Genomic DNA, 20,041 nt, shown 5'->3' on the forward strand with positions numbered 1-20,041 from the left:
TTCCTCTAATCTACTTTACCTTGTTCATCTTTACGTTTTTTCCATAATAAAATAGCGATTAACACTAATAATAGTCCTGCCAATGTTTTATAAATTAAATGCTTTATTTCTTCCCCTGTCATCGGGAAAAGTCCTTTAGATTTTGGCTTCTCAAATGAAGAGCTACTATCTGTAGTATCTGAAGACTTGGACTGATTTTTGGTTGCAACAAAAGTCCAATGATATAACAGCTGGCTTTCTTCCCTATAATCTGCAAGAGTCAAATCTTTATCGACTTCAAAAACTGCTGTTAAAATTTGATCTTTTCCATATTCACATGTTCCTACAATCAAGGGTTGAATGGACCAATCAAATTTTCCATTTCCCAATAAAGGACCTTGATATAATTGCTTATCATCTATAGATAAAGTCAATGTGATTTGTTTGTCAAAATCAATAGCACCTTTAGCTGACTCTGGGGTAACTAAGATTCCTAACTCAAAAGGTTCTTTTATATCCATCCCACGAATTGTAATCGTTTTTTCATAACTTTCTCCAGGTAAGACATTTGGCAAATCAACATAATATTCTCCTTCTGAAGAAGCAGATATTCCTGTCTCATCGCCAATGATTACCCCTGGAGGAAGGGTTTGACTGGCAACAGCTAATAGCGTTCCGCTGGTAAAAGTGATAAAAACACTTAATAAACTGTATAAAACCAGAAATGGTAGACGTTTTCGCATTGATTGTTGCTGCATCGTTTTTCCCCTTCCTTTTTCCTGAACTTTAACTAGAAATTAGCTTTTCGCCTGTCCATCTAGATAAGTCGTAATTTTTTTCGTTTCTGAACCATCGGCTCCACTTAATCCCCAACCAGTAGCATCAGTTAGCGCTTCTTTAGTTGCTTGAATAGCTTCCATCTTCACAACCAAATCATATGTTGCGTTTGTAAATTCTGTTCCGACACTATTTGTGAATACAAGTTTTTTCAATAGATGTGGTGTTGTAGCACCTGAAACAACAGGACTTGTGAAGTAGAAATAGCCATCTTCTTTATTATATGTCCACTTATCATTAGCAAGTGATGCTGTTGTAATCATATCAGTACCATACTCTACATTGATTCCGCTAACACCTAACGCAGCTGCATCTGTTTGTACAGCTTTTTTCTCTGAATTAGCTACTGGAATTTGATCTGTTGCCGTTGCTGGAGTTGGTGCTGGAAGTGCACTTAATCCTAACGTTGCAATTGTATAATCATAATTCATATCATATTTTTGACCTGCACTGCCCAATAAAGAAGCTTTAGCAGCTGTCGCTTCTGTTGAAGCACCTTCTAAAGAAGAAGCCGCCCAGTTTGATACCGCATGGCTATAGCCGCCTTTATAAACTGAATATTCAGCTTTAGACATTACAAACTCCCAAGTTTCGACAGCTGTTCCTTCTGCATTTCCAGTTTCCACAGCTACTTCTGTTTCCATCGCTTGGTATTTACCTGGTGCATATTCAAAAAATGCTGAATAACTAAATGTAGTATTTTCGTCACCCGTTACAGGATCTTTAATAACAGAACCTTTTGCATAAACTTTTACCCCTGCTGGTAGGGCAGCTTTTGAACTGTCTTTGACTTTACTTGTAATATCTGTATAACCGCTACTTGCGTCTATATATTTTTCTCCATCATACTCAACAGGCACATCATCTGATAAGCCTGGTGTTGCACTAGCTTTCCAACCTGAAGTTCTTTTAGTTACTGCGCCTTTTTCAGTCAAGTGTTTCAATACTTCTTCATACGAGACACGGACAAAGACCGGTGTACTCCCTGAATTTGTAACTGCTACTTCTTTTGTTGCTTCTGTTCCTGGTACAATTGGTTTAGGATTCCAATTCTCTTCTACGCTGACACTACCATCTTTAATTGCAGCAGATTTCACACGGTTAATTCGTTGATCTTGCGAATTGATCCATGCAAAAGTACCTGCAGCTGCTGCTAATAAAGCTAGACATGCTGCTGCTACCAACTTTTTCTTCTTGTTCTTCTTCATTCTTAATAATCCTCCTATAAAAAAATATAATATATATATTCTCACTTTCCTTAATCTTTCCTCTAAGATGAAGCAAAGTGGTAATATCATCGTTCATATACAGGGCGTCTTTTACCTCTGCCTTTTCTAGCAACTTCTTCTTGCGATGAAAATAAGTAGGCTTTCAGTACTAAGAAAAAGCCATACAATGACAGAATACATACTAAACAAGCCCAAAATTCTTCTCGAACAAATTCTGTAATGCTACCTACTTTTGGAACTGCCATTATCACTTTCCCTAATACTCGATCCGCTGTTATCGGCGGATCATTATTTTTATTGGCATCACCTTTGGTAACTAGGTAGTCCCCTTTTTCTCCATTTAATTCCTCTTTACGTTCTACCATTCTATGAGTTAAATAGCGTGAACCATCTCCAACTGCGAAAGTGACAATATCGTCTTTTTTGACTTTTTTACCATCTGTCAGTTTAACAATGACAATATCACCAGCATAAAACCCACCTTTTGGTCCATTTTCTTGAGGTACCATGGAATTAGTCAAAACTGTATAAAAGCGATAACCAAAAATCGATGCTGTCGACTTTGAACTAAACGAAAACATTAAAGCCATAAAGATGATTCCAATTGTAATACCGTAAAATACCAAATTACCTAGAAAAGAAATCACCAAGATACTTGGTCTTTTAGCAACTGGTTGTTGAACAGGGCTTTTCTGTCCCTCTCTCACTTTTCGTTCTTGCGCTGGTCGACGAGGTCTTACACGATTCTGAGAATACCTAGAACGTTCCGTTGTATCGGAAAACCCATCACGAGAGTTTCTTGCTATTTGCCGTGATCCTCGCTTTATAGTGCGTGGTTCATCTCTTTCGGTTTCTCGATATAGTTTCTCTGGCTCTATAGAACCACGTGAACACTTTTTTTGGGTTCTCCGCCTAACCTTTTTGTCTTTAGAATGATCACTCTTTCGGACAGGCGCTTTTCTCGGCATATACAATCCCCTTTCGTTTCATTAAAAATTCAATTCATTTCTGCCTGTTTCTCTATATCGATCATCGGCTATAAATAGTGTCAAGCTGTAGACGCTTAAAAAACAAACTATTATATAAAAAATAAATTTAAATTAAATAATTTCATTCACGCTTACATACAAACTATATATCTTGTTATTTTTCATGTCAATAGATTCTCGTAACTTTATTCATAATATTTTTTACTAAAAGTTTGCCTTGTCCAAAAAAATCTTTTTATTCAAAAAAAACAAACAAAAAACCCTTTAAAATAGCTTTTTAAACATACTTCGATATTTTTCACGAAAAACAAAAATTAAATTCACAAAAAATACTATTTATAAAAAGTAACTTTAACTTTACATGAAAATGTTCGAAAAATAAAAATTAATGTTATTTTATAATCGTAAAAAAACACAAAATATTGATCGTTTAATCAGAAATATATTAATCATATACAAAAAAATCGAGACAAAACGAAAATACGTTTTGTCTCGAGCTATAAATAAAAATAAAAGTTATCCTAAAAGTAACTTCTTTAGAAATAAACATTTCTAATTTAGACCTTTTATCTCAATTTCATATTTTTTAGCTATACATTAAATAAACTACGTGTTGCCTCTCTAATTTTTTGTGCTACGTATGGATTATTCATCGTATATAAATGAATCCCATCCACCCCTTGTGCAACCAAATCGACAATTTGATTGATCGCATAAGCAATACCCGCATCTCGAATGGCCTCAGGATTATGCTCATAACGCTCCATCATTTTTAAAAACTTTGTTGGTAAAGTTACATTAGACATCTTTACCATGCGTTCAATTTGCTTTTTATTCACTACTGGCATGATTCCCGCTTGAATCGGTACATTAATATTCGCAATATCACACTTTTCTTTGAATGTATAGAAATAATGATTATCAAAAAATAGTTGGGTAATCAATTGATTCGTCCCTGCGTCAACTTTTCTTTTTAAGTTTCTAATATCCTCAACTGTATTTACTGCATCACCATGTGTTTCAGGATAACAAGCACCAATGATATTAAAATCTCCTTGTTCTTGAATAAAAGCAACTAGATCATTGGCATAAGAGAAATCTTTTTTTGGTTCCTTATCTGGTAAAATATCTCCCCTCAAAGCCAAAATATTTTCTACTTTTTTTTGCTTCAGCTCTTCTAATATAACAATGATCTCATCTTTTGAGAAATTCACCGCCGGTAAGTGTGCCACGCTTGGCAGAAATTGCTCATCTTGAATTTTCTGAGCAATATCTGCTGTACTCAAATTTGCTCCTGATCCGCCTGCACCTAAAGTCACACTAATAAAATCAGGTTGCTGCCCTTTCAAACGATCCAATGTATGATAAATCGTATCGATCGGTGCTGTTCTTCTAGGCGGAAAAATTTCATAGGAAAAGACTGTCTTTTCTTTGAACAAGGTATCTGTTCTCATTTACACCCCTCCACGCACCTTTTTTGCTGCAAGTGCTAAGTTTTTGAGACTTGCTTCTGTTTCTGGCACTCCTCGTGTTTTCAATCCACAATCTGGGTTGACCCAAACTTTTTCGATCGGTAACTTGTTCAAAATATTATGGATCGTTCCTTCGATTTCCTCTACTGATGGGACACGCGGTGAATGAATATCGTAAACACCTGGACCAACTTGTGTTTGGAAATCGATTGCTTTTAACGCATCTAAAATATTTAAATTGGATCGGGAAGCTTCAAATGAAATAACATCTGCGTCCATATTATCGATATCTTGAATAATATCCGCAAATTCGCTGTAACACATATGTGTATGAATTTGCGTTGTCGGCTGTACTCTGCTGTGAACAAGGCGAAAGGCTGGGATTGCCCAATCAAGATACTCAGAATGCCAATCCGTTTGACGTAGTGGTAATTTCTCGCGCAAAGCTGCTTCATCAATTTGAATGATTTCAATTCCATTAGCTTCTAAATCTAAAACCTCTTCTTGGATAGCCAATGCCAACTGGAGCGTTGACTCTCTTAAACTAATATCTTCACGAGGAAATGACCAGTTCAAAATCGTTACAGGTCCTGTTAACATCCCTTTCATTGGCTTATCCGTTAATGTTTGGGCATATTTAGAGTATGCCACTGTAATTGGTTTTGAACGTGAAACATCTCCCCAAATAATCGGTGGTTTCACACATCTAGTTCCGTAAGATTGAACCCAAGCTTTCTCAGTAAATAAATAACCCTCTAGACTCTCACCAAAATATTCCACCATGTCATTGCGCTCAAATTCACCGTGAACTAAGACATCTAAGCCAATTTCTTCTTGAAAAGCGACACACTCAGCAATTTTTTCTTTGTTGAAGGCTGTATACTCATCTTCACTGATTTCACCCTTTTTAAATTTCGCACGATTTTGCTTAACTTCTTTCGTTTGCGGGAAAGAACCAATCGTAGTTGTCGGTAAAATCGGTAAGTTCAACTTTTCTTTTTGAATAACCGCACGTTCAGTTAAAGCCGGCAAACGGATAAAATCTGCTTTAGTCAATGCCTTAACCTTTTTTGCAACCTGCTCATTCCTGGAAAAACGTTCTTGATCAAATAAGGCACTGTTCGTACTCAATAAATCCTTGTTTCTGTTTTTATCTGCAACTATTTTTTTTAAATCATTTAATTCAGCTAATTTTTCTACAGCAAAAGCAAAATAGTTTGTCACTTCTTTAGGTAATGCGGTCTCATTAGCTAATGTAAATGGAACATGCAACAATGAACATGATGTACTCAACACGATATGACGAACATATTGAAGTCTTTCAAGTAGTGTTAATGTGTCTTGATAATTGTTTTTCCAGATGTTTTTTCCATTTACAATCCCTGCAAAGAGTAATTTTTCTTTGGGAAATCCATATTCTTCAAGCAAACTCAATGTTTTTCTACCTTCAACAAAATCCAAGCCAATTCCATCAAATGGTAAATCAACTAATTCCTGATACGTATCTCGAACGTCTCCGAAATACGTTTGCGCCAAGATCTTTAAGCTTCCTTTTTTCGTTAACAGTTTTTGATACAATGCTTTAAATTGTTGGACTTCAACTGGAGATAAATCTAAAACTAAAGCTGGTTCATCGATTTGAAACCATTCACAACCAAGATCAGCTAACCTATCAAAAATTTGAGCATAGGCGATGATCGCTGCTTCGTAAAAATCTTCTGCACGTTTTTTTCCATGATATGTAGCTAGTTTCAATAATGTAAAAGGACCTAGTATAGTTGGACGAGTAGTGATTCCATATTCTTTTGCTTCATTAAAAATGGTAAAAATTTTATCCCCAACCAGTCTAAGTTCTGTGTGATCATCAATTTCAGGAACCATGTAATGATAATTCGTGTTAAACCATTTTTTCATGGCTAAGGCCTTTACATCACCTGCTTCGCCTTGATACCCTCTAGCTAATGCAAAATAAGTTTCAAGAGTCGATAATTTTAACTCTTGGTATTTAGCAGGTACAATATTCAATAAGACTGCTGTGTCTAACGTTGTATCAAAGAAAGAAAAATCGCCACTTGGAATAAAATCGATTCCCTGATCGACTAATAACTGCCAATGTTTTTTCCGCAATTCTTTTCCATTTGCTTCTAATTCTTCAGCTGTGATTTCTTTTCTAAAATACTTCTCTGTTGCAAATTTTAATTCTCTCAATTCTCCCACTCGTGGGAACCCGATAATTGATGTTTTCATACGTTTCCTCCTTCAATGTATTTCAACTACTGTACCATGAGAAGCAAATATAGGATAACACTTAATTTCTATCACTTTATATAGTTTAAAACTATATTGATTTCAAAAAAAAAGACAACGACTTCGTATTATCAGAAATCGTCCTCTTCTCTTACTATTTTTTTTGAGTCATTAAAAATTCCTTGGCTTCTTTATTGACTGTTTTTAAATCAACACCCTGTTTTACCGCCGCAAACATACAGCCACAGTAGCATTGGCGATATACATCATACTCTTTGCACAATTCTATTGAACGTTTATACCCATTGTTTTTCTTAAAATCACTTGGTAAATAGTTCGTTGCATAAAACTTCTGAATGTCGATTCCGATTTCATTAATCAATTGACTATTTTTCTTTGGCGACAGCGTTAACGCACTTCCAAAATAATCAAAACCCAGCTCCTGTGCCTTTTCTGCAACAATATCCAATCGCATTTGAAAACAAGCAGAACAGCGTTTTCCCCCTTCTGCTTCTTCTGTGAGTTCTTTTTCCTGTACCATTTGAACAAACTTATTAGGTTCATATGGTGCAGCTAAGAACTTGACGTGATTATTTGTGCGGTCATTAAACTCTTCGACAAATTTTTGCTGCACAATTTCTCGACGCTGATATTCTGCTTTGGGATGGATATTCGAGTTAGCAAAAAAAATCGTAACATCCGCATATTGTATCAGATATTCAAGTGAATAGGTACTACATGGTGCACAACAACTATGAAGTAAAATAGTAGGCCGAATCGCTGACTTTTCCCATTCAGCAATCACTTTTTGTAGTACTCGATCATAATTTATTTTTTGGTTTGGAGACATCTTCTCCGTTATTTCTGTTAAGTTTATCAATGAATAGCCTCCAGCTTTCGTAGAATAATACGTTTTATTTTATTGCTTAAACGGCAGCTTAGCCAGTCCGTTTTTGATGATTTCAATAGAGCTTTTTAAAGACTCTTTTTCTTTTTCGTTCAGCGGGCACTCAACATATGATTCTATGCCATTTTTCCCGATCACAACGGGTTGTCCGTAATAGACAGTTGCTTGTTCATCATATGCTGAAACAGGAATGATTGTTTTTGAATCATTTAAAATCATACGAATCAAGCGTGAGGCACATGTTGCAATTCCATAACTCGTATAGCCTTTCCCTGCAAATGCATTCCAACCACCTGCACGAACAGCTTCATCTAATGATTCTAAATCAAGCTCACTGTTCCACTCCAAAAGAGGTCGATCACCAACCGTCACAGTCGACCAAGCGACAAATTGAGAGTCTCCGTGCTCACCATAAACATACCCGCCAACATTACGCCCATCAATCGATACATTTCGACTTATGGCTTGTTTCATACGTGCTGTATCCAACATCGTACCAGTCCCAAACACCTTACTTGTGTCAAATCCTGTTAATTTTTGCATGTAAGTTGCGATCACATCACATGGATTTGTAATCGTTAAGATAATACCATTAAACCCAGATTGCTTGATTTTAGGTGCCACTTCTTCTACGATTTTACTTGTGATTTCAAGTTCTTTAAACCGGTCTCCATCATCTCCTAGTGCACTGATTTGACCTGCACAAAAAACAACCACCGATGCATCTTTTAATGCTTGATAATCTTGAATAATAATAGTCGTTTTGCCTGTCAAAAAAACTTCTGCATCTAATAAATCATATTCTTCAGATAGAGCTAGATTCTCATTTTTATCAATCAAAACAAGCTCATCAACCAGGTTCTCAGAGACTAACGTATAAGCAAGTGTTGCACCAACATGTCCCAACCCTATGATTCCTACCTTACGCATTCAAACACACCCTATTCCACTTTTTCTTAATCCTAGCTGAATAATCACTTTCCGTCAATCTTATTTGAACGATATTGAGCAGAACACGATCCTAGTTGTATAATCAATACGATAAGTCAAAGAAAGTAATAGAAAAATCCCCACTAAGTCGATTGCCTTAGCGGAGATTTTTCTAGCCTCTTATCAAAAAATACTTTCCTTGAGTTATATCTCAACTTCATCTTTAGCTCTGTAGCAGAGTTGATGTGATTTTCAGTGTTATCTTTTATTCAGCTGATTTTATCACTTTGAAATAATCGATATGCGCATGTTCATAATCCATTACTTCAAAAATAAAATCATCGATTTTGATTTGATCACCGACCATAATTTGATTATTCTTTTGCTCTACGATAAAACCAGCTAATGTAGACATTTCAGAAACTTCAAATTTTGGAATTTTTACTTTAAAATAACGTTCAAAATCATCAAGTGTAATTTTCCCAGAAACGATATAGGTGTTATCCGATTTTTTAGCGATCAAAGCATTTTCTAAGTCGGTTTCATCTCTAATATCGCCTACCAGTTCTTCTAGTATATCTTCGATCGTAACCATTCCAGTAGTTCCACCATATTCATCTTTTAAAATGGCAATATGTTTCCCTTCTTTTCGCATCATCGTTAGTAAGCTTTTAATTGGAATAGTCGCCAAAGCTACGATCGGTTCTTCTACTAATTCACTAACTTTTCTTTGATCGTCAATAAAGGACTCCTTGATCAAAGAGGGTAACGTGACATAGCCTAAGACGTTGTCTTTAGACTGTTCTATCACTGGATAGCGCGTGTGACCACGCTTTAAGGAATGTTGAATAGCTTGTTGCACTGTTTCATCTGCTTCAAATACTTCTATTGAAGTTCGATCGACCTGAATTTCTTTAGCTAGCGTATCGTCGAATTCAAACACATTTTCCATGTAATGGTATTCTTCCTTTGTTAGTTCACCTTTTTTATATGAATCAACTGCAACAAATAACAGCTCTTCTTGTGTTAATGTTTCCTCACCTTCGGACACTAATTTGATTCCTAATACTTTTCCTAATTTTGCTGCTGAATGATTCAATAACCAAATAAATGGATACATCACTTTATAAAAATAATGCAGAGGTTTAACTATCGCTAAAACAACTTTTTCGGTTTGGGCGATACTATAGCTTTTCGGTAGTAATTCTCCCACAACTACATCTACATACGTTACAATAGCAAAACCTAAAATAACTGAAATCGTACGACTAAGTGCCGCACTGATGGGTAAATTTCCTATTACTGGATGAAGCAGCGTCGCTACAGAGCCTTCCCCAACCCACCCAATAATCAGTCCTGTTAACGTAATTCCCAATTGACTGGCAGATAAATAGGCATCTAAATGATGGGTCACGTGAATTGCCAATTCAGCGTTTTTGACATTTTCTTTCTTTAATTGCTCTAATCTAGACATTCGAATTTTTACTAAAGCAAATTCACTCGCCACAAAAAATGCCGTGATCGCAATCATTAAAAATAATATGAAAAAATTTATTGCAAGCATATTTTACACCTCATTTTCTTCTATCTATTTATTATACTTGTCCTTTCAAAATAGCGCGAATAGGAACTATTGTATTTCAAAAAAAAGGGAGCAGGACATAACTCTACGAGTCATATCCCACTCCCATGAAATCCAGATAAACGGTGGTATCAGAAACAACTCCCCTTTACTTCTCGGAGTTAGACGCTTCTGTTCCAACCTCTTTTCATTTTTATGATAACACTTTTCGTTCTCGTAATCGTGTCTTTCTTGTATCCCCAATGATAAGCGGAACGGATTCGTATTTCACTTCACTATATTCTAAACCAAACCAGTTCTCTGGTGTAGTCGTTCTTTTTTTGATTGCTAATTTCAACTGCATGATTTGACGATCCCATTTCTTCAATTCAGTTACTTTTGATAACTCTTCGCGAATGATAATGAATTGGAAATCTCCTACTTCACGTCCTGGTGTCAGTGAATATTTCTGCGGCTGTTTAGGTAAACGCCCTTCCTTCATTAAATCATAAACGATTTGTCGAATATAGACATTTACTTCTTGTGCTACGTGGAAACCAAGATATAACTGAACTTGTACGATAAAATCAGTACCCATCATATCTACAGAATACTCTTTCGTAAATGGTTCATCCGTTACTTCAACGTTGACAAACCAGTAAACATTTGCTCTTTTCGGTTGTTTATCTAAGATCGAGTAAATGATTTGGCGTCCAATTTCATCACCAATTGTATCTGGAGTCATAAACACAACATTCGTTTGTGATTTTGGAACCGACGTATCATCTTTTAACATCCGTAATTGTTCTACATATTGTTTAAGCGGAACTGTATCAGATGTTTTCTCTTTAATAATATTACCCCACTCCCAAATCGTCATAACAGATAAGATCAACAAAGCAATCCCTACTGCTACGTAACCACCATGGAAGAATTTCGCAATACTTGACACAAAGAAGATCGACTCAATACTCCCAAAGAATAAAGTAACAAGATACGCAACCCATTTTGGTGCACCTTTTTGCAATAGATAAAACATCAATAAAATAGTTGTCATCAGCATTGTCACAGTAATTGAAAGACCATATGCTGCTTCCATATGCGTGGATGTTCTAAACGTGATTACGATCAAGGAACACACGATCCATAACATCATATTAACTGCCGGAATGTACATTTGACCGATATTCGCACCTGGATAGATAATTTTCAATCTTGGTAATAATTTCAATTTAATGGCTTCAGATACGAGTGTAAATGAACCAGAAATCAATGCTTGAGAAGCAATTACTGCCGCAACTGTAGCGAAAACAACGCCGATCAACATAATGCTGTTTGGCATCATTTGGAAAAATGGGTTTAAGTTTTCAATCGCTAAAATTGACGGATCATTTTTGGCGCTCAAAATCCAAGCGGCTTGTCCTAAATAATTGAGGATCAAACAAACTTTGATATAAGGCCAGCTGGCACGAATATTGTGTTTACCGACATGACCTAAGTCAGAATACAACGCTTCTGCACCAGTTGTTGCTAGAAAGACATTTCCTAATACGAATATCCCTAACTTATTTTCTGGACTAAACAGTAAGTGAATCGCATAATAAGGATTCAACGCACGGAGCACTGTCCAATCTTGTCCAAAATTAATCAGCCCCATCACACCTAGGAATGTAAACCAAGCAAACATGATCGGTCCAAAAGCTTTTCCCACCGCATCCGTTCCAAAACGCTGAACAGAAAACAAGATAAGAATAATGACTAAGGTAATCATAACAATAATATTTTGGTCACTACCAAATCGATCAAAGAAAACTGGAATCCCCCGCAATCCTTCAATCGCTGTTGTAACGGTTACTGCTGGTGTCAATACACCATCCGCTAATAATGCTGCCCCACCGATCATCGCTGGGATGATCAAGTATTTTCCTTTTTTACGGACAAGAGTGTATAAAGAAAAAATTCCACCTTCACCATGGTTATCTGCATTTAAAGCAATCACAACATATTTGATTGTTGTTAAAATCGTCAATGTCCAAAAAATCAACGATACCGCACCAATAATGAAATTCTCTGAAACATTCTGAAGACCGCCATTATCTCCAACGATTGCTTTCATTACATAAAGCGGGCTTGTTCCGATATCGCCATAAACGACCCCCATTGCTACTAAAAGTCCAGCAGCGGTCAATTTCTGATGATGCGAAATTTTCGACTTCTCTACCACAAAATTTTCCTCCTAAATTTAAAAGCGCAGGGGGCTCGTACTGTTCTGACCAAAAACTGAAAATCGCTCGCCAGAATTCCTTTTCAAACCCAATTCCACTTTTTAAGTAAAACAAGAGACCTAAGTGAAACGACACTTGGCCCTTACACTTAGGTCTCGCAATTTCATTCTTAGACCAGTGTTTTCACACTTGCTGTTGATCTAAAAACATAGTTAAACTATGCTGCTACTCCCCTAAGATTTTTATTTGGGCATCCAAATAAAAATATTGATTGTTAGTTATAATTAATTAAAAAAAATATCAGCTAAAAAAACAAAATAACTGATTTTGATAACAACTATAATACTCCTTCAACATTTTAGCAAGTCTTTTATGTAAATAAATTCAATAGTATTTTCAAGATATTCTTTCACTCATTCAAACGCTATGAAAAAGAACGCTTGACGTAGAGATTTCTATGGCGAAATCAACACATCAAACGTTGCTTTTTAGATGATTTTATTCTGTATCTTCTTCCACTGAATAATGGAATTTGATCATTTCATTGACAAAAATCGGTACGATTGATAGACCCATTACTAGTAACCAATGATTCATCCCAATCGGAACTAAACCGAACAATTCTTGTGTAAATGGTAATAATGCAATCACCGTCGTAATAATAACTGCCAGCACAGCCATTTCAAAAAGTGATTTGTTTGTTGATAATTTTACTCTAAAGATCGATTCTGTACTTCTCACATTAAATACATGTAAAATCGATGAATAAGCTAAAATCAAGAATGCTACTGTCTGACCAATTTCATGACTTGCTTCAAAAAAGTAAGAAACAGAATCAACATTTGCACCTAGATAGAATCCAAACAGCGTGATTACTGTAAAGACAAACGCATTGATTCCAATTTTTTGCCACAAACCACGCGCAAAGATTCCTTCATTCCTTGGAATCGGCGCTTCATCCATGATTCCTTTTTCAGCAGGTTCTTTTCCTAAAGCAAATCCTGGAAGCCCATCAGCTACAACGTTTACAAATAATAATTGAACAGCCGTAAATGGTGCGCCCCAGCCTAAAAGCATGGCAATCAATACAATAAATATTTCCGAAATATTGCAACTTAATAAAAAGTTTACCGCTTTACGGATGTTTCGATACACCGCTCGCCCTTGCGCAACTGCATCAACGATCGTTGCAAAGTTATCATCTGTCAAAATCATATCTGCTGCACCTTGTGCTACGTCGGTTCCTGCAATCCCCATCGCGCAACCTACATCACTTGCTTTCAAGGCAGGAGCATCATTGACTCCGTCCCCTGTCATTGCAACAACGGCTCCAGTACGCTGCCATGATTTAACGATACGAATTTTATCTTCTGGTGTTACTCGAGCGTAAACAGAGAGTGATTTTACACGTGAGTCCAACTCTTCATCAGACATTTTTTGTAATTCTGAACCTGTTAAAGCTTCACTTTTATCTGTTAATATACCTAATTCTTTTGCAATAGCTCCAGCGGTTACTACGTGATCTCCTGTGATCATGACTGTTTTGATTCCAGCTTTTTTCGCCCTGGCAATAGCGCCTTTACTCTCTGGTCTTGGTGGATCGATCATGCCGATCAATCCTAATAGCCGTAGATTCTTCTCTAAAGCCTCTGAAGTGATGTCTGTGGGTTCTTCATCATAGATAGCATAACCAACTGCAATCACGCGTAAAGCACGTTTTCCAAAGCGATCATTTACTACGGCAGCTTGTTCAACATCTCCAAAGCGGAAACGAGTCAATAGGACGTCAAACGCTCCTTTAGTCACAGAAATATATTTTTTCCCCATTTTATGAACAGTTGTCATCATTTTACGATCAGAATCAAAAGGAATTTCACCGATTCTTGGATACTTTTCTTCTAATTCAGCTTTTGTATGATAGTTTTCCTCTACGGCACGTACGATCGCTGCTTCTGTGGGATTCCCCTGGATAACTAAATCGTCTCCCTCTTTATCTACGATAACATCCGTACAAAGAGAGGCCATTTTTAACACTTCCATCGCTTCATCTGTCATCGCATCTTCAGTGTCCGTTACTTCATCTCCACGAGACCAAACACGTCTGACACGCATTTTATTTTGTGTCAAGGTTCCTGTTTTGTCGGAACAAATAACGTTAGCTGTTCCGAGTGTTTCAACAGCTGGCAAACGACGAATAATCGCATGCTTCTTCGCCATTTTTTGTACGCCATAAGCGAGCGTTAATGTAACGATCACCATCAAGGTTTCAGGAACCGCTGCGACAGCTAATGATACTGCAGTCATAAACATTTCCAACATCGGTTCGCCTTGTAATTCACCAATGATAAATACTAAAGCAGCAGCAGCTAAAGCAATTAAACTGATTCGCTTGCCTAATTGATTCAAGCGTTTTTGTAAAGGTGTCTGCTGCGTCACATCGTCATTCAATAAGCCAGCAATTTTCCCCATCTCAGTCTGCATCCCAGTAGCTGTTACAATCGCTCGACCACGACCATTTGATACAGTACAACCTTTAAAGACCATATTGATCTGATCACCGATCGGTGCATCTTGTTTCCCTATGTACTCCGAATCTTTTTCAATTGGTTCGCTTTCCCCAGTAAGTGCTGATTCTTCCACTCTAAGTTGTGATGCTTGAATCAAACGAGCATCCGCTGTGATCATGGAGCCTGATTCTAATACCAGTATATCTCCAACAACAACATCTTCTGCATCGATGGTCTCGACTTTACCATCACGTAAAACTGAGCTGCTTTGCTTGTTCATGTTTTGTAGCGCAGCTAACGATTTTTCAGCATTTCCTTCTTGAACAATTGCAAGAACTGCATTGATTACCACAATTGCAATAATCAAAATCCCTTCAAAATAATCGCCATGATCTGTAGCAATCGCTGTGTAAAATGAAATAGCTGCTGCAACTAATAAGATAATTGTTGTAAAATCAGATAAACTATGAAGAAACTTTTTTACTATAGAATCTTTTTTTGCCTCCTGAAACTTATTCGCTCCATGTTCAGAGAGCCGCTTCTTTACCTCTTGTCCTGTTAGTCCTTGCTCTTTATTGGTGTTCACTTCTTTAATAATTGTCTCGATAGGTTGTTTGTATGCTTCCATCCTATCCCCCCATTCTTATTTTTTTCCTTCTATTAATATAGTATCTATATTCACTATACCATGTTTTTTTTTCAAACTTCAATAAATATGGCTAATTTTTCATTTTTTTCCACTCTTTTTTTTGATTTCCTAAAGAATTATCAACGCAATAGCAATATTTAATCAAAAGTTCTTTTTTCTTGAAAACGCTTTCCAAATATGCTATTATAACCATAGAAGGAAGGAGGATAAATCAGTTGTATTGAAGAATTTCTCGAAGCATGATTGAATAAACACAAAATTGTTAGCAGAACACGATTCACCTTTCATCAACTATATATGTAAAGTATAAAAATCATAAAAACATCTTTACAAATAGTGAATATGTGTAAAAAATTGGAAAATCAATCCAAATAAAGTAAAAAAACACGTATAAAGATAGTTTGATTAAAAAAAATTTAAGCAAAGAAATGTAGAAAATGTAATGAAGACAACATTTGGTTTATGAACAAGAAATTCAACTAATTACTTTACATGTATAACGAAAAGTAAAAAAAAAATCATTCAATACTCTGATTCCTTCCGGAAACAAGAGCCAAGCTAGTCGAGAAGCTTGGCTTTTTTCTTTATATTATACCTGCAAGATATTTGTAAGTGAAAGTAAGATATGGTATATTGACTATGCGCTTTTTATTTAATACATAAATTAGACTATTGGAGGGATTTGCATTGCCAAAAAAGAAGAACTCATCTTTTGAGAGTTCCATTCACGTCTACAGAGCCATGAAACGCATGACCCAACAGGAACTTGCTGACAAGGTGGGAGTATCTAGACAAACAATTATTCAGTTAGAAAGAAATAGGTACAATCCTTCCCTTTTACTGGCTCACGACATAGCGGACGTTTTCGAAGTGCCGATTGAACAAATCTTCACTTTCAAAAAATTAACAGAAGACGAGCAAACAAACGAAGAAACCGACTAACGGAAGGAAAGGATAAATTATGACTGAATCACTTAAATCTTTTTTTGATAACTTGCCTGTAAATCATTGGTCTAGTTTGGTGGTAATTGCACTGTCCATTGTATTTATTGTTTATTCCATTTACTTTTTCTTTAGCAAAGAAGGAAAAGACGAACGTGGGAAGAAAATCATTTCTACAGCAAGTTTTATTTCTTTTATTATCACTTTAATTATACTATTTGCTTTGAGTAACTTATTCTACGATGTTGCATCGTACAATGAATTAGCATATTCATGGATTTTGAATTTTGCTGTACTAATTATATCTGGTACTGAAGCTATTTGTATTATGGTTTTAAAGAAATCAATTTAATAATAAAAAAAGAACTAACTTTCGTTAGTTCTTTTTAATTATTTTCAATTATGCCTATGGCCAACAAACCAAACGAGACCATCCACCTACTGTATTCGCAACAATCGTTTCTGATCTATCCACAGTGTCTTCAGAATTTTTACTTCTTTCAAATGAAGCTCCTACAACTGCATCTACTTTTTTCAAATCTTTTGCTGCTTCCATTTTTTCAATCGATAATTTTCTCATGATAATATTTCTCCCCCTTGTGTTAATACTTAGATTATAAAACGTTCTCTCAAATAAGTAAAGTTCTTTTTTCAGATTGTGTCACTTTATAAATAACAAGGAGTGAACATTGAACGGATCGTATGCTCTTAACACTTGATACCCCACTCCCGCTAAACCACAGAAAAGATTTACTGGGATACTTGCTGGATCAGATTTCAGTTTAATAACATCATTCAATAATAAATTAATATCATTTAAATAATTGTCTTTATTTCCATATCTTCCGTGACATAAGCAATCATCTCCCCTGTTCATATCCGCTACTTTTTCACAGGTTTTATCGATGAACGTAACATTTAACAACTGGCAAACTGCTTCGATCCCTGTTTTACCTCGGCACCAAGAATCATTTATGCCTTCATTTTTTTCTAGATTTTTTTCAAATTTTTCTTGATACCAATCTAATTTTTCCTTGATTTTCGTTTCTTTAAGAATTTGTTCCGCTTTGCTTAAAGCGTAGCAGACACCCGCATAGCCATGAGCAAAGCTATTATCTTCCATTTCTTGGCAGGTCATTGCTTGTGCATAGTGTAAAAGTAGGTCATACGCTTCTGGCTTGTGATATGTTTGGTATACAGCTGCTAAAACTGCTAATAAGCTAGCTTTGCCATACAACCATTCATTCAACTGATTTTCCTCTGCTATTTGACACTCTTTTAAAGCTCGTAAACTATTCTCCAGATAAGAAAGATGCTTAGCATCATGAAGCAACCTTGTCACATAAAAAGCAACTGTCACACGCATCCCCTCATTAAAAAAAGCACTCTCATAGCTAGTTTTTTCAGACTCTGTTTGAAAAATTTCTTTCTCCAGTAAAGCAATCACTGCTTGATAAGTTTCTTTAGGCACAAAATAATTTAAATAAACGAAAAATAGATAAATTCCTGCACTTCCTTCGTAAAGATCTGTGCCTGGATATGCGATCCCTATCTCATCAGCTGATTCTGGAAGTACACTCATCCAATCAAGCTCACCGATTTCGTCATTCACCACAATCTGATCAAGGATCTTATCCCCAATATCAGCTGCTTTTTGTAATAGTGGTTGTTCAATGGAACTATTTTTTCTAGGTAACGATATTTCTTGTAGGCTATATTCTAGAGTGCCTAAACTTTCTTTTAATAAAAGATAGGAGAAATGGCTAGTTTTCTCTGTTATTTGCTCCATATGCTCCACCGTGTCTTGTAATGGAGTCTTATCTAACATTTCAGAGACTTCACAATCATTAATATAAATATCGGTCATCGACGTGTTTGCTGTGATCAAAGGAACATCGTGATTCATCATCGCTTGAACTTCGAAAGGAATCAACGCTTCTGGGATAATTTTGCTAGCCCATAAATTTTCAATGATCTTTTCACGCTCACTGTAATTTGACATGCAATCTGTATGCAAGGTAAAATTCAGTAAATTTCCATAGTCTTGTGTGTCTCTATAAATCAATCGAATCGTTGTTCCTGAAAATAACTCTTTCACTTTCTCAATGAATTCAGACTTATTCTTTAGTAGTAACTGATTCATTTCTTTAAAGGACGTCTCAATTACATGGCGGTAAACTAGATAATCCACTTCTTTACCAGCTAATCGCGGAATATTTTGTGCTCCTTCCATATAAGCTTCTTCCAATTGAAAAGCAACCTCACTAGAGCGCTCATTTCTTAACTTCCTAACTTTTTTCGGTAATTTTTGTTTCGTGCCAGACAATGCATCCATTTCTAGTTCACGTTTCCATTGTTTTTTTTGTGGCAATAAACCTGCAACGATGACAGAATGTTTTTCTATTCGAGTTTGTCTTGATAATTTTTTAGTTAGTTTAAACATTTCCGGTCGAATCAAGGTCTCGACATCAATCAAAACAGGATATGAACCGCTAGCAATCAGATTTTCCATATGCAGATCCGTTGCTCCTAGCCAGTAAACGATTGCTAACAATTGACCATAATTTTGATAAAAATCAGTGACTTCACCTGCATCGTTGCATTCACGATAGGCGACTTTTTCCTCAATTGAAAAAGTTGGCTGAACGATTCTCTTGATTTTATAGAAATCTAAGTTTGGAGCTAGCCCTTCGAGATAGGTTAACAAGCTATTGAAACGCTCACCAATTTCCAGATTCTTAAATTTAAAGATCAATGACTTTTTCTGCGCTTGAAACTGAATCACTGTTTTTCCATTATCATGACTATCTCCTTGTCCCATTTCTATCTTTGTGAGGGTCATTGGTGTTGAGATGGCAAAGGTCTCAGCCAATTGTTCTGCTGACATAGTTAAATCAAAAACAAACTCTTCGATCACTTCACAGGCAAATGTCAATCTGACAGCAAGAAGTCTCGCCAGTGTAGGATACTCTCCAAAGAAAAGATAGGTTCGTTGTTTATCCCCAAGAAATTCTTCAATATATTTAGTAAATTCTTCTTCTTTTGACTCCGCCTGTAGCTGATACTCTTCAATCATTTGATGAACATCCCAAACTAAGGTTTTTTGGGCAATAAAAAAGAATTCATCTGATAATTGGTCGATCAGCTCTGTTATTGTTTTTTCTGATATCTGGATCAGCGGAAATCTACTGGAAAGGCTTTGAATATGTTTCTCATAGTAATGTAGATGAAAACGCAATGCGGCTTTTAAAGACATTTCTTTTACAGGTATTTCCTCTAAAAACAAGTGTCTATGTAATTGGAACCACTCACTCTTTTCAACAGTTGGCAACAAGAGCTGCGCCCGCTCTTCAGTAAACGGCAGCAGTCCAACACTAAACGTTTGTTCATTCAACTGATAATTTTGAAACATTTTTTCGTAATCGGACAATTTCAATAAGCTTTTACGTGCTTGCCACTGTTTTAAGTAGGTATCAGCTTCTATATTTAAGTCTTTCCAACACTGGATTCTTTCTGCTATCGTTGTAGCATAACTATATGTCAGCTCTTCACTCATCGTTCCCTCTC

At 36.1% G+C, this 20,041-nt stretch carries 14 protein-coding genes; 2 read left to right on the forward strand and 12 right to left on the reverse strand.

All coding sequences use genetic code 11. The features are described from left to right. Positions 1-5: 5 nt before the first annotated feature. The 10 genes from AC4BB7_RS14320 to AC4BB7_RS14365 all read right to left on the reverse strand — a co-directional run bounded on the left by AC4BB7_RS14320 (position 6) and on the right by AC4BB7_RS14365 (position 15,511). Positions 6-737 carry an LPXTG cell wall anchor domain-containing protein gene (locus AC4BB7_RS14320; RefSeq protein WP_490483478.1) on the reverse strand — a complete coding sequence of 244 codons (732 nt, stop codon included), beginning with the start codon at positions 735-737 and terminating at the stop codon, positions 6-8. Positions 738-776: 39 nt separating this feature from the next. Continuing rightward, the gene (locus AC4BB7_RS14325; protein ID WP_490483479.1) at positions 777-2,024 is read right to left on the reverse strand and encodes a hypothetical protein; all 1,248 of its coding nucleotides are present in this window, start codon (positions 2,022-2,024) and stop codon (positions 777-779) included. 86 nt (positions 2,025-2,110) lie between these two features. After that, complete coding sequence (locus AC4BB7_RS14330; protein WP_490483480.1) at positions 2,111-3,013, reverse strand: signal peptidase I; 903 nt, start codon at positions 3,011-3,013, stop codon at positions 2,111-2,113. A 611-nt stretch (positions 3,014-3,624) separates the two neighbouring features. After that, a complete protein-coding gene (gene metF, locus AC4BB7_RS14335) occupies positions 3,625-4,488 on the reverse strand; it encodes a methylenetetrahydrofolate reductase [NAD(P)H] (protein WP_490483481.1) in 864 nt (287 codons plus the stop codon). After that, the gene (gene metE, locus AC4BB7_RS14340) at positions 4,489-6,753 is read right to left on the reverse strand and encodes a 5-methyltetrahydropteroyltriglutamate--homocysteine S-methyltransferase (RefSeq protein WP_490483482.1); all 2,265 of its coding nucleotides are present in this window, start codon (positions 6,751-6,753) and stop codon (positions 4,489-4,491) included. Positions 6,754-6,907: 154 nt separating this feature from the next. Then, positions 6,908-7,603, reverse strand: a complete 696-nt coding sequence (locus tag AC4BB7_RS14345; RefSeq protein ID WP_490485157.1) for an epoxyqueuosine reductase QueH — start codon at positions 7,601-7,603, stop codon at positions 6,908-6,910. A 69-nt stretch (positions 7,604-7,672) separates the two neighbouring features. Continuing rightward, positions 7,673-8,590 carry an L-lactate dehydrogenase gene (locus tag AC4BB7_RS14350; protein WP_490483483.1) on the reverse strand — a complete coding sequence of 306 codons (918 nt, stop codon included), beginning with the start codon at positions 8,588-8,590 and terminating at the stop codon, positions 7,673-7,675. A 265-nt stretch (positions 8,591-8,855) separates the two neighbouring features. Then, positions 8,856-10,154, reverse strand: coding sequence for a hemolysin family protein (locus tag AC4BB7_RS14355; RefSeq protein WP_086314155.1), 1,299 nt, complete (start codon positions 10,152-10,154; stop codon positions 8,856-8,858). A 211-nt stretch (positions 10,155-10,365) separates the two neighbouring features. Beyond that, positions 10,366-12,375, reverse strand: a complete 2,010-nt coding sequence (locus AC4BB7_RS14360; RefSeq protein ID WP_490483484.1) for a KUP/HAK/KT family potassium transporter — start codon at positions 12,373-12,375, stop codon at positions 10,366-10,368. A gap of 499 nt (positions 12,376-12,874) precedes the next feature. Beyond that, positions 12,875-15,511: a cation-translocating P-type ATPase gene (locus AC4BB7_RS14365; RefSeq protein WP_086314157.1), complete on the reverse strand. Its 2,637-nt coding sequence runs from the start codon at positions 15,509-15,511 to the stop codon at positions 12,875-12,877. A gap of 708 nt (positions 15,512-16,219) precedes the next feature. On the opposite strand from AC4BB7_RS14365, the gene AC4BB7_RS14370 reads away from it, so the two are divergent. Beyond that, positions 16,220-16,474, forward strand: coding sequence for a helix-turn-helix transcriptional regulator (locus AC4BB7_RS14370; RefSeq protein WP_010762625.1), 255 nt, complete (start codon positions 16,220-16,222; stop codon positions 16,472-16,474). 19 nt (positions 16,475-16,493) lie between these two features. Beyond that, complete coding sequence (locus AC4BB7_RS14375; RefSeq protein ID WP_086314158.1) at positions 16,494-16,826, forward strand: hypothetical protein; 333 nt, start codon at positions 16,494-16,496, stop codon at positions 16,824-16,826. A gap of 54 nt (positions 16,827-16,880) precedes the next feature. On the opposite strand, the gene AC4BB7_RS14380 is transcribed toward AC4BB7_RS14375, so the two are convergent. Next, positions 16,881-17,054 (reverse strand): hypothetical protein, encoded by a 174-nt coding sequence (locus tag AC4BB7_RS14380; protein ID WP_170922980.1) that lies wholly within the window; start codon positions 17,052-17,054, stop codon positions 16,881-16,883. An 81-nt stretch (positions 17,055-17,135) separates the two neighbouring features. Then, on the reverse strand, positions 17,136-20,030 hold the full coding sequence (lanM, locus tag AC4BB7_RS14385; RefSeq protein WP_490483485.1) for a type 2 lanthipeptide synthetase LanM: 2,895 nt from the start codon (positions 20,028-20,030) through the stop codon (positions 17,136-17,138). Positions 20,031-20,041 lie beyond the last annotated feature (11 nt).

The organism is Enterococcus sp. AAFC-DPL-5182, from assembly GCF_058216605.1.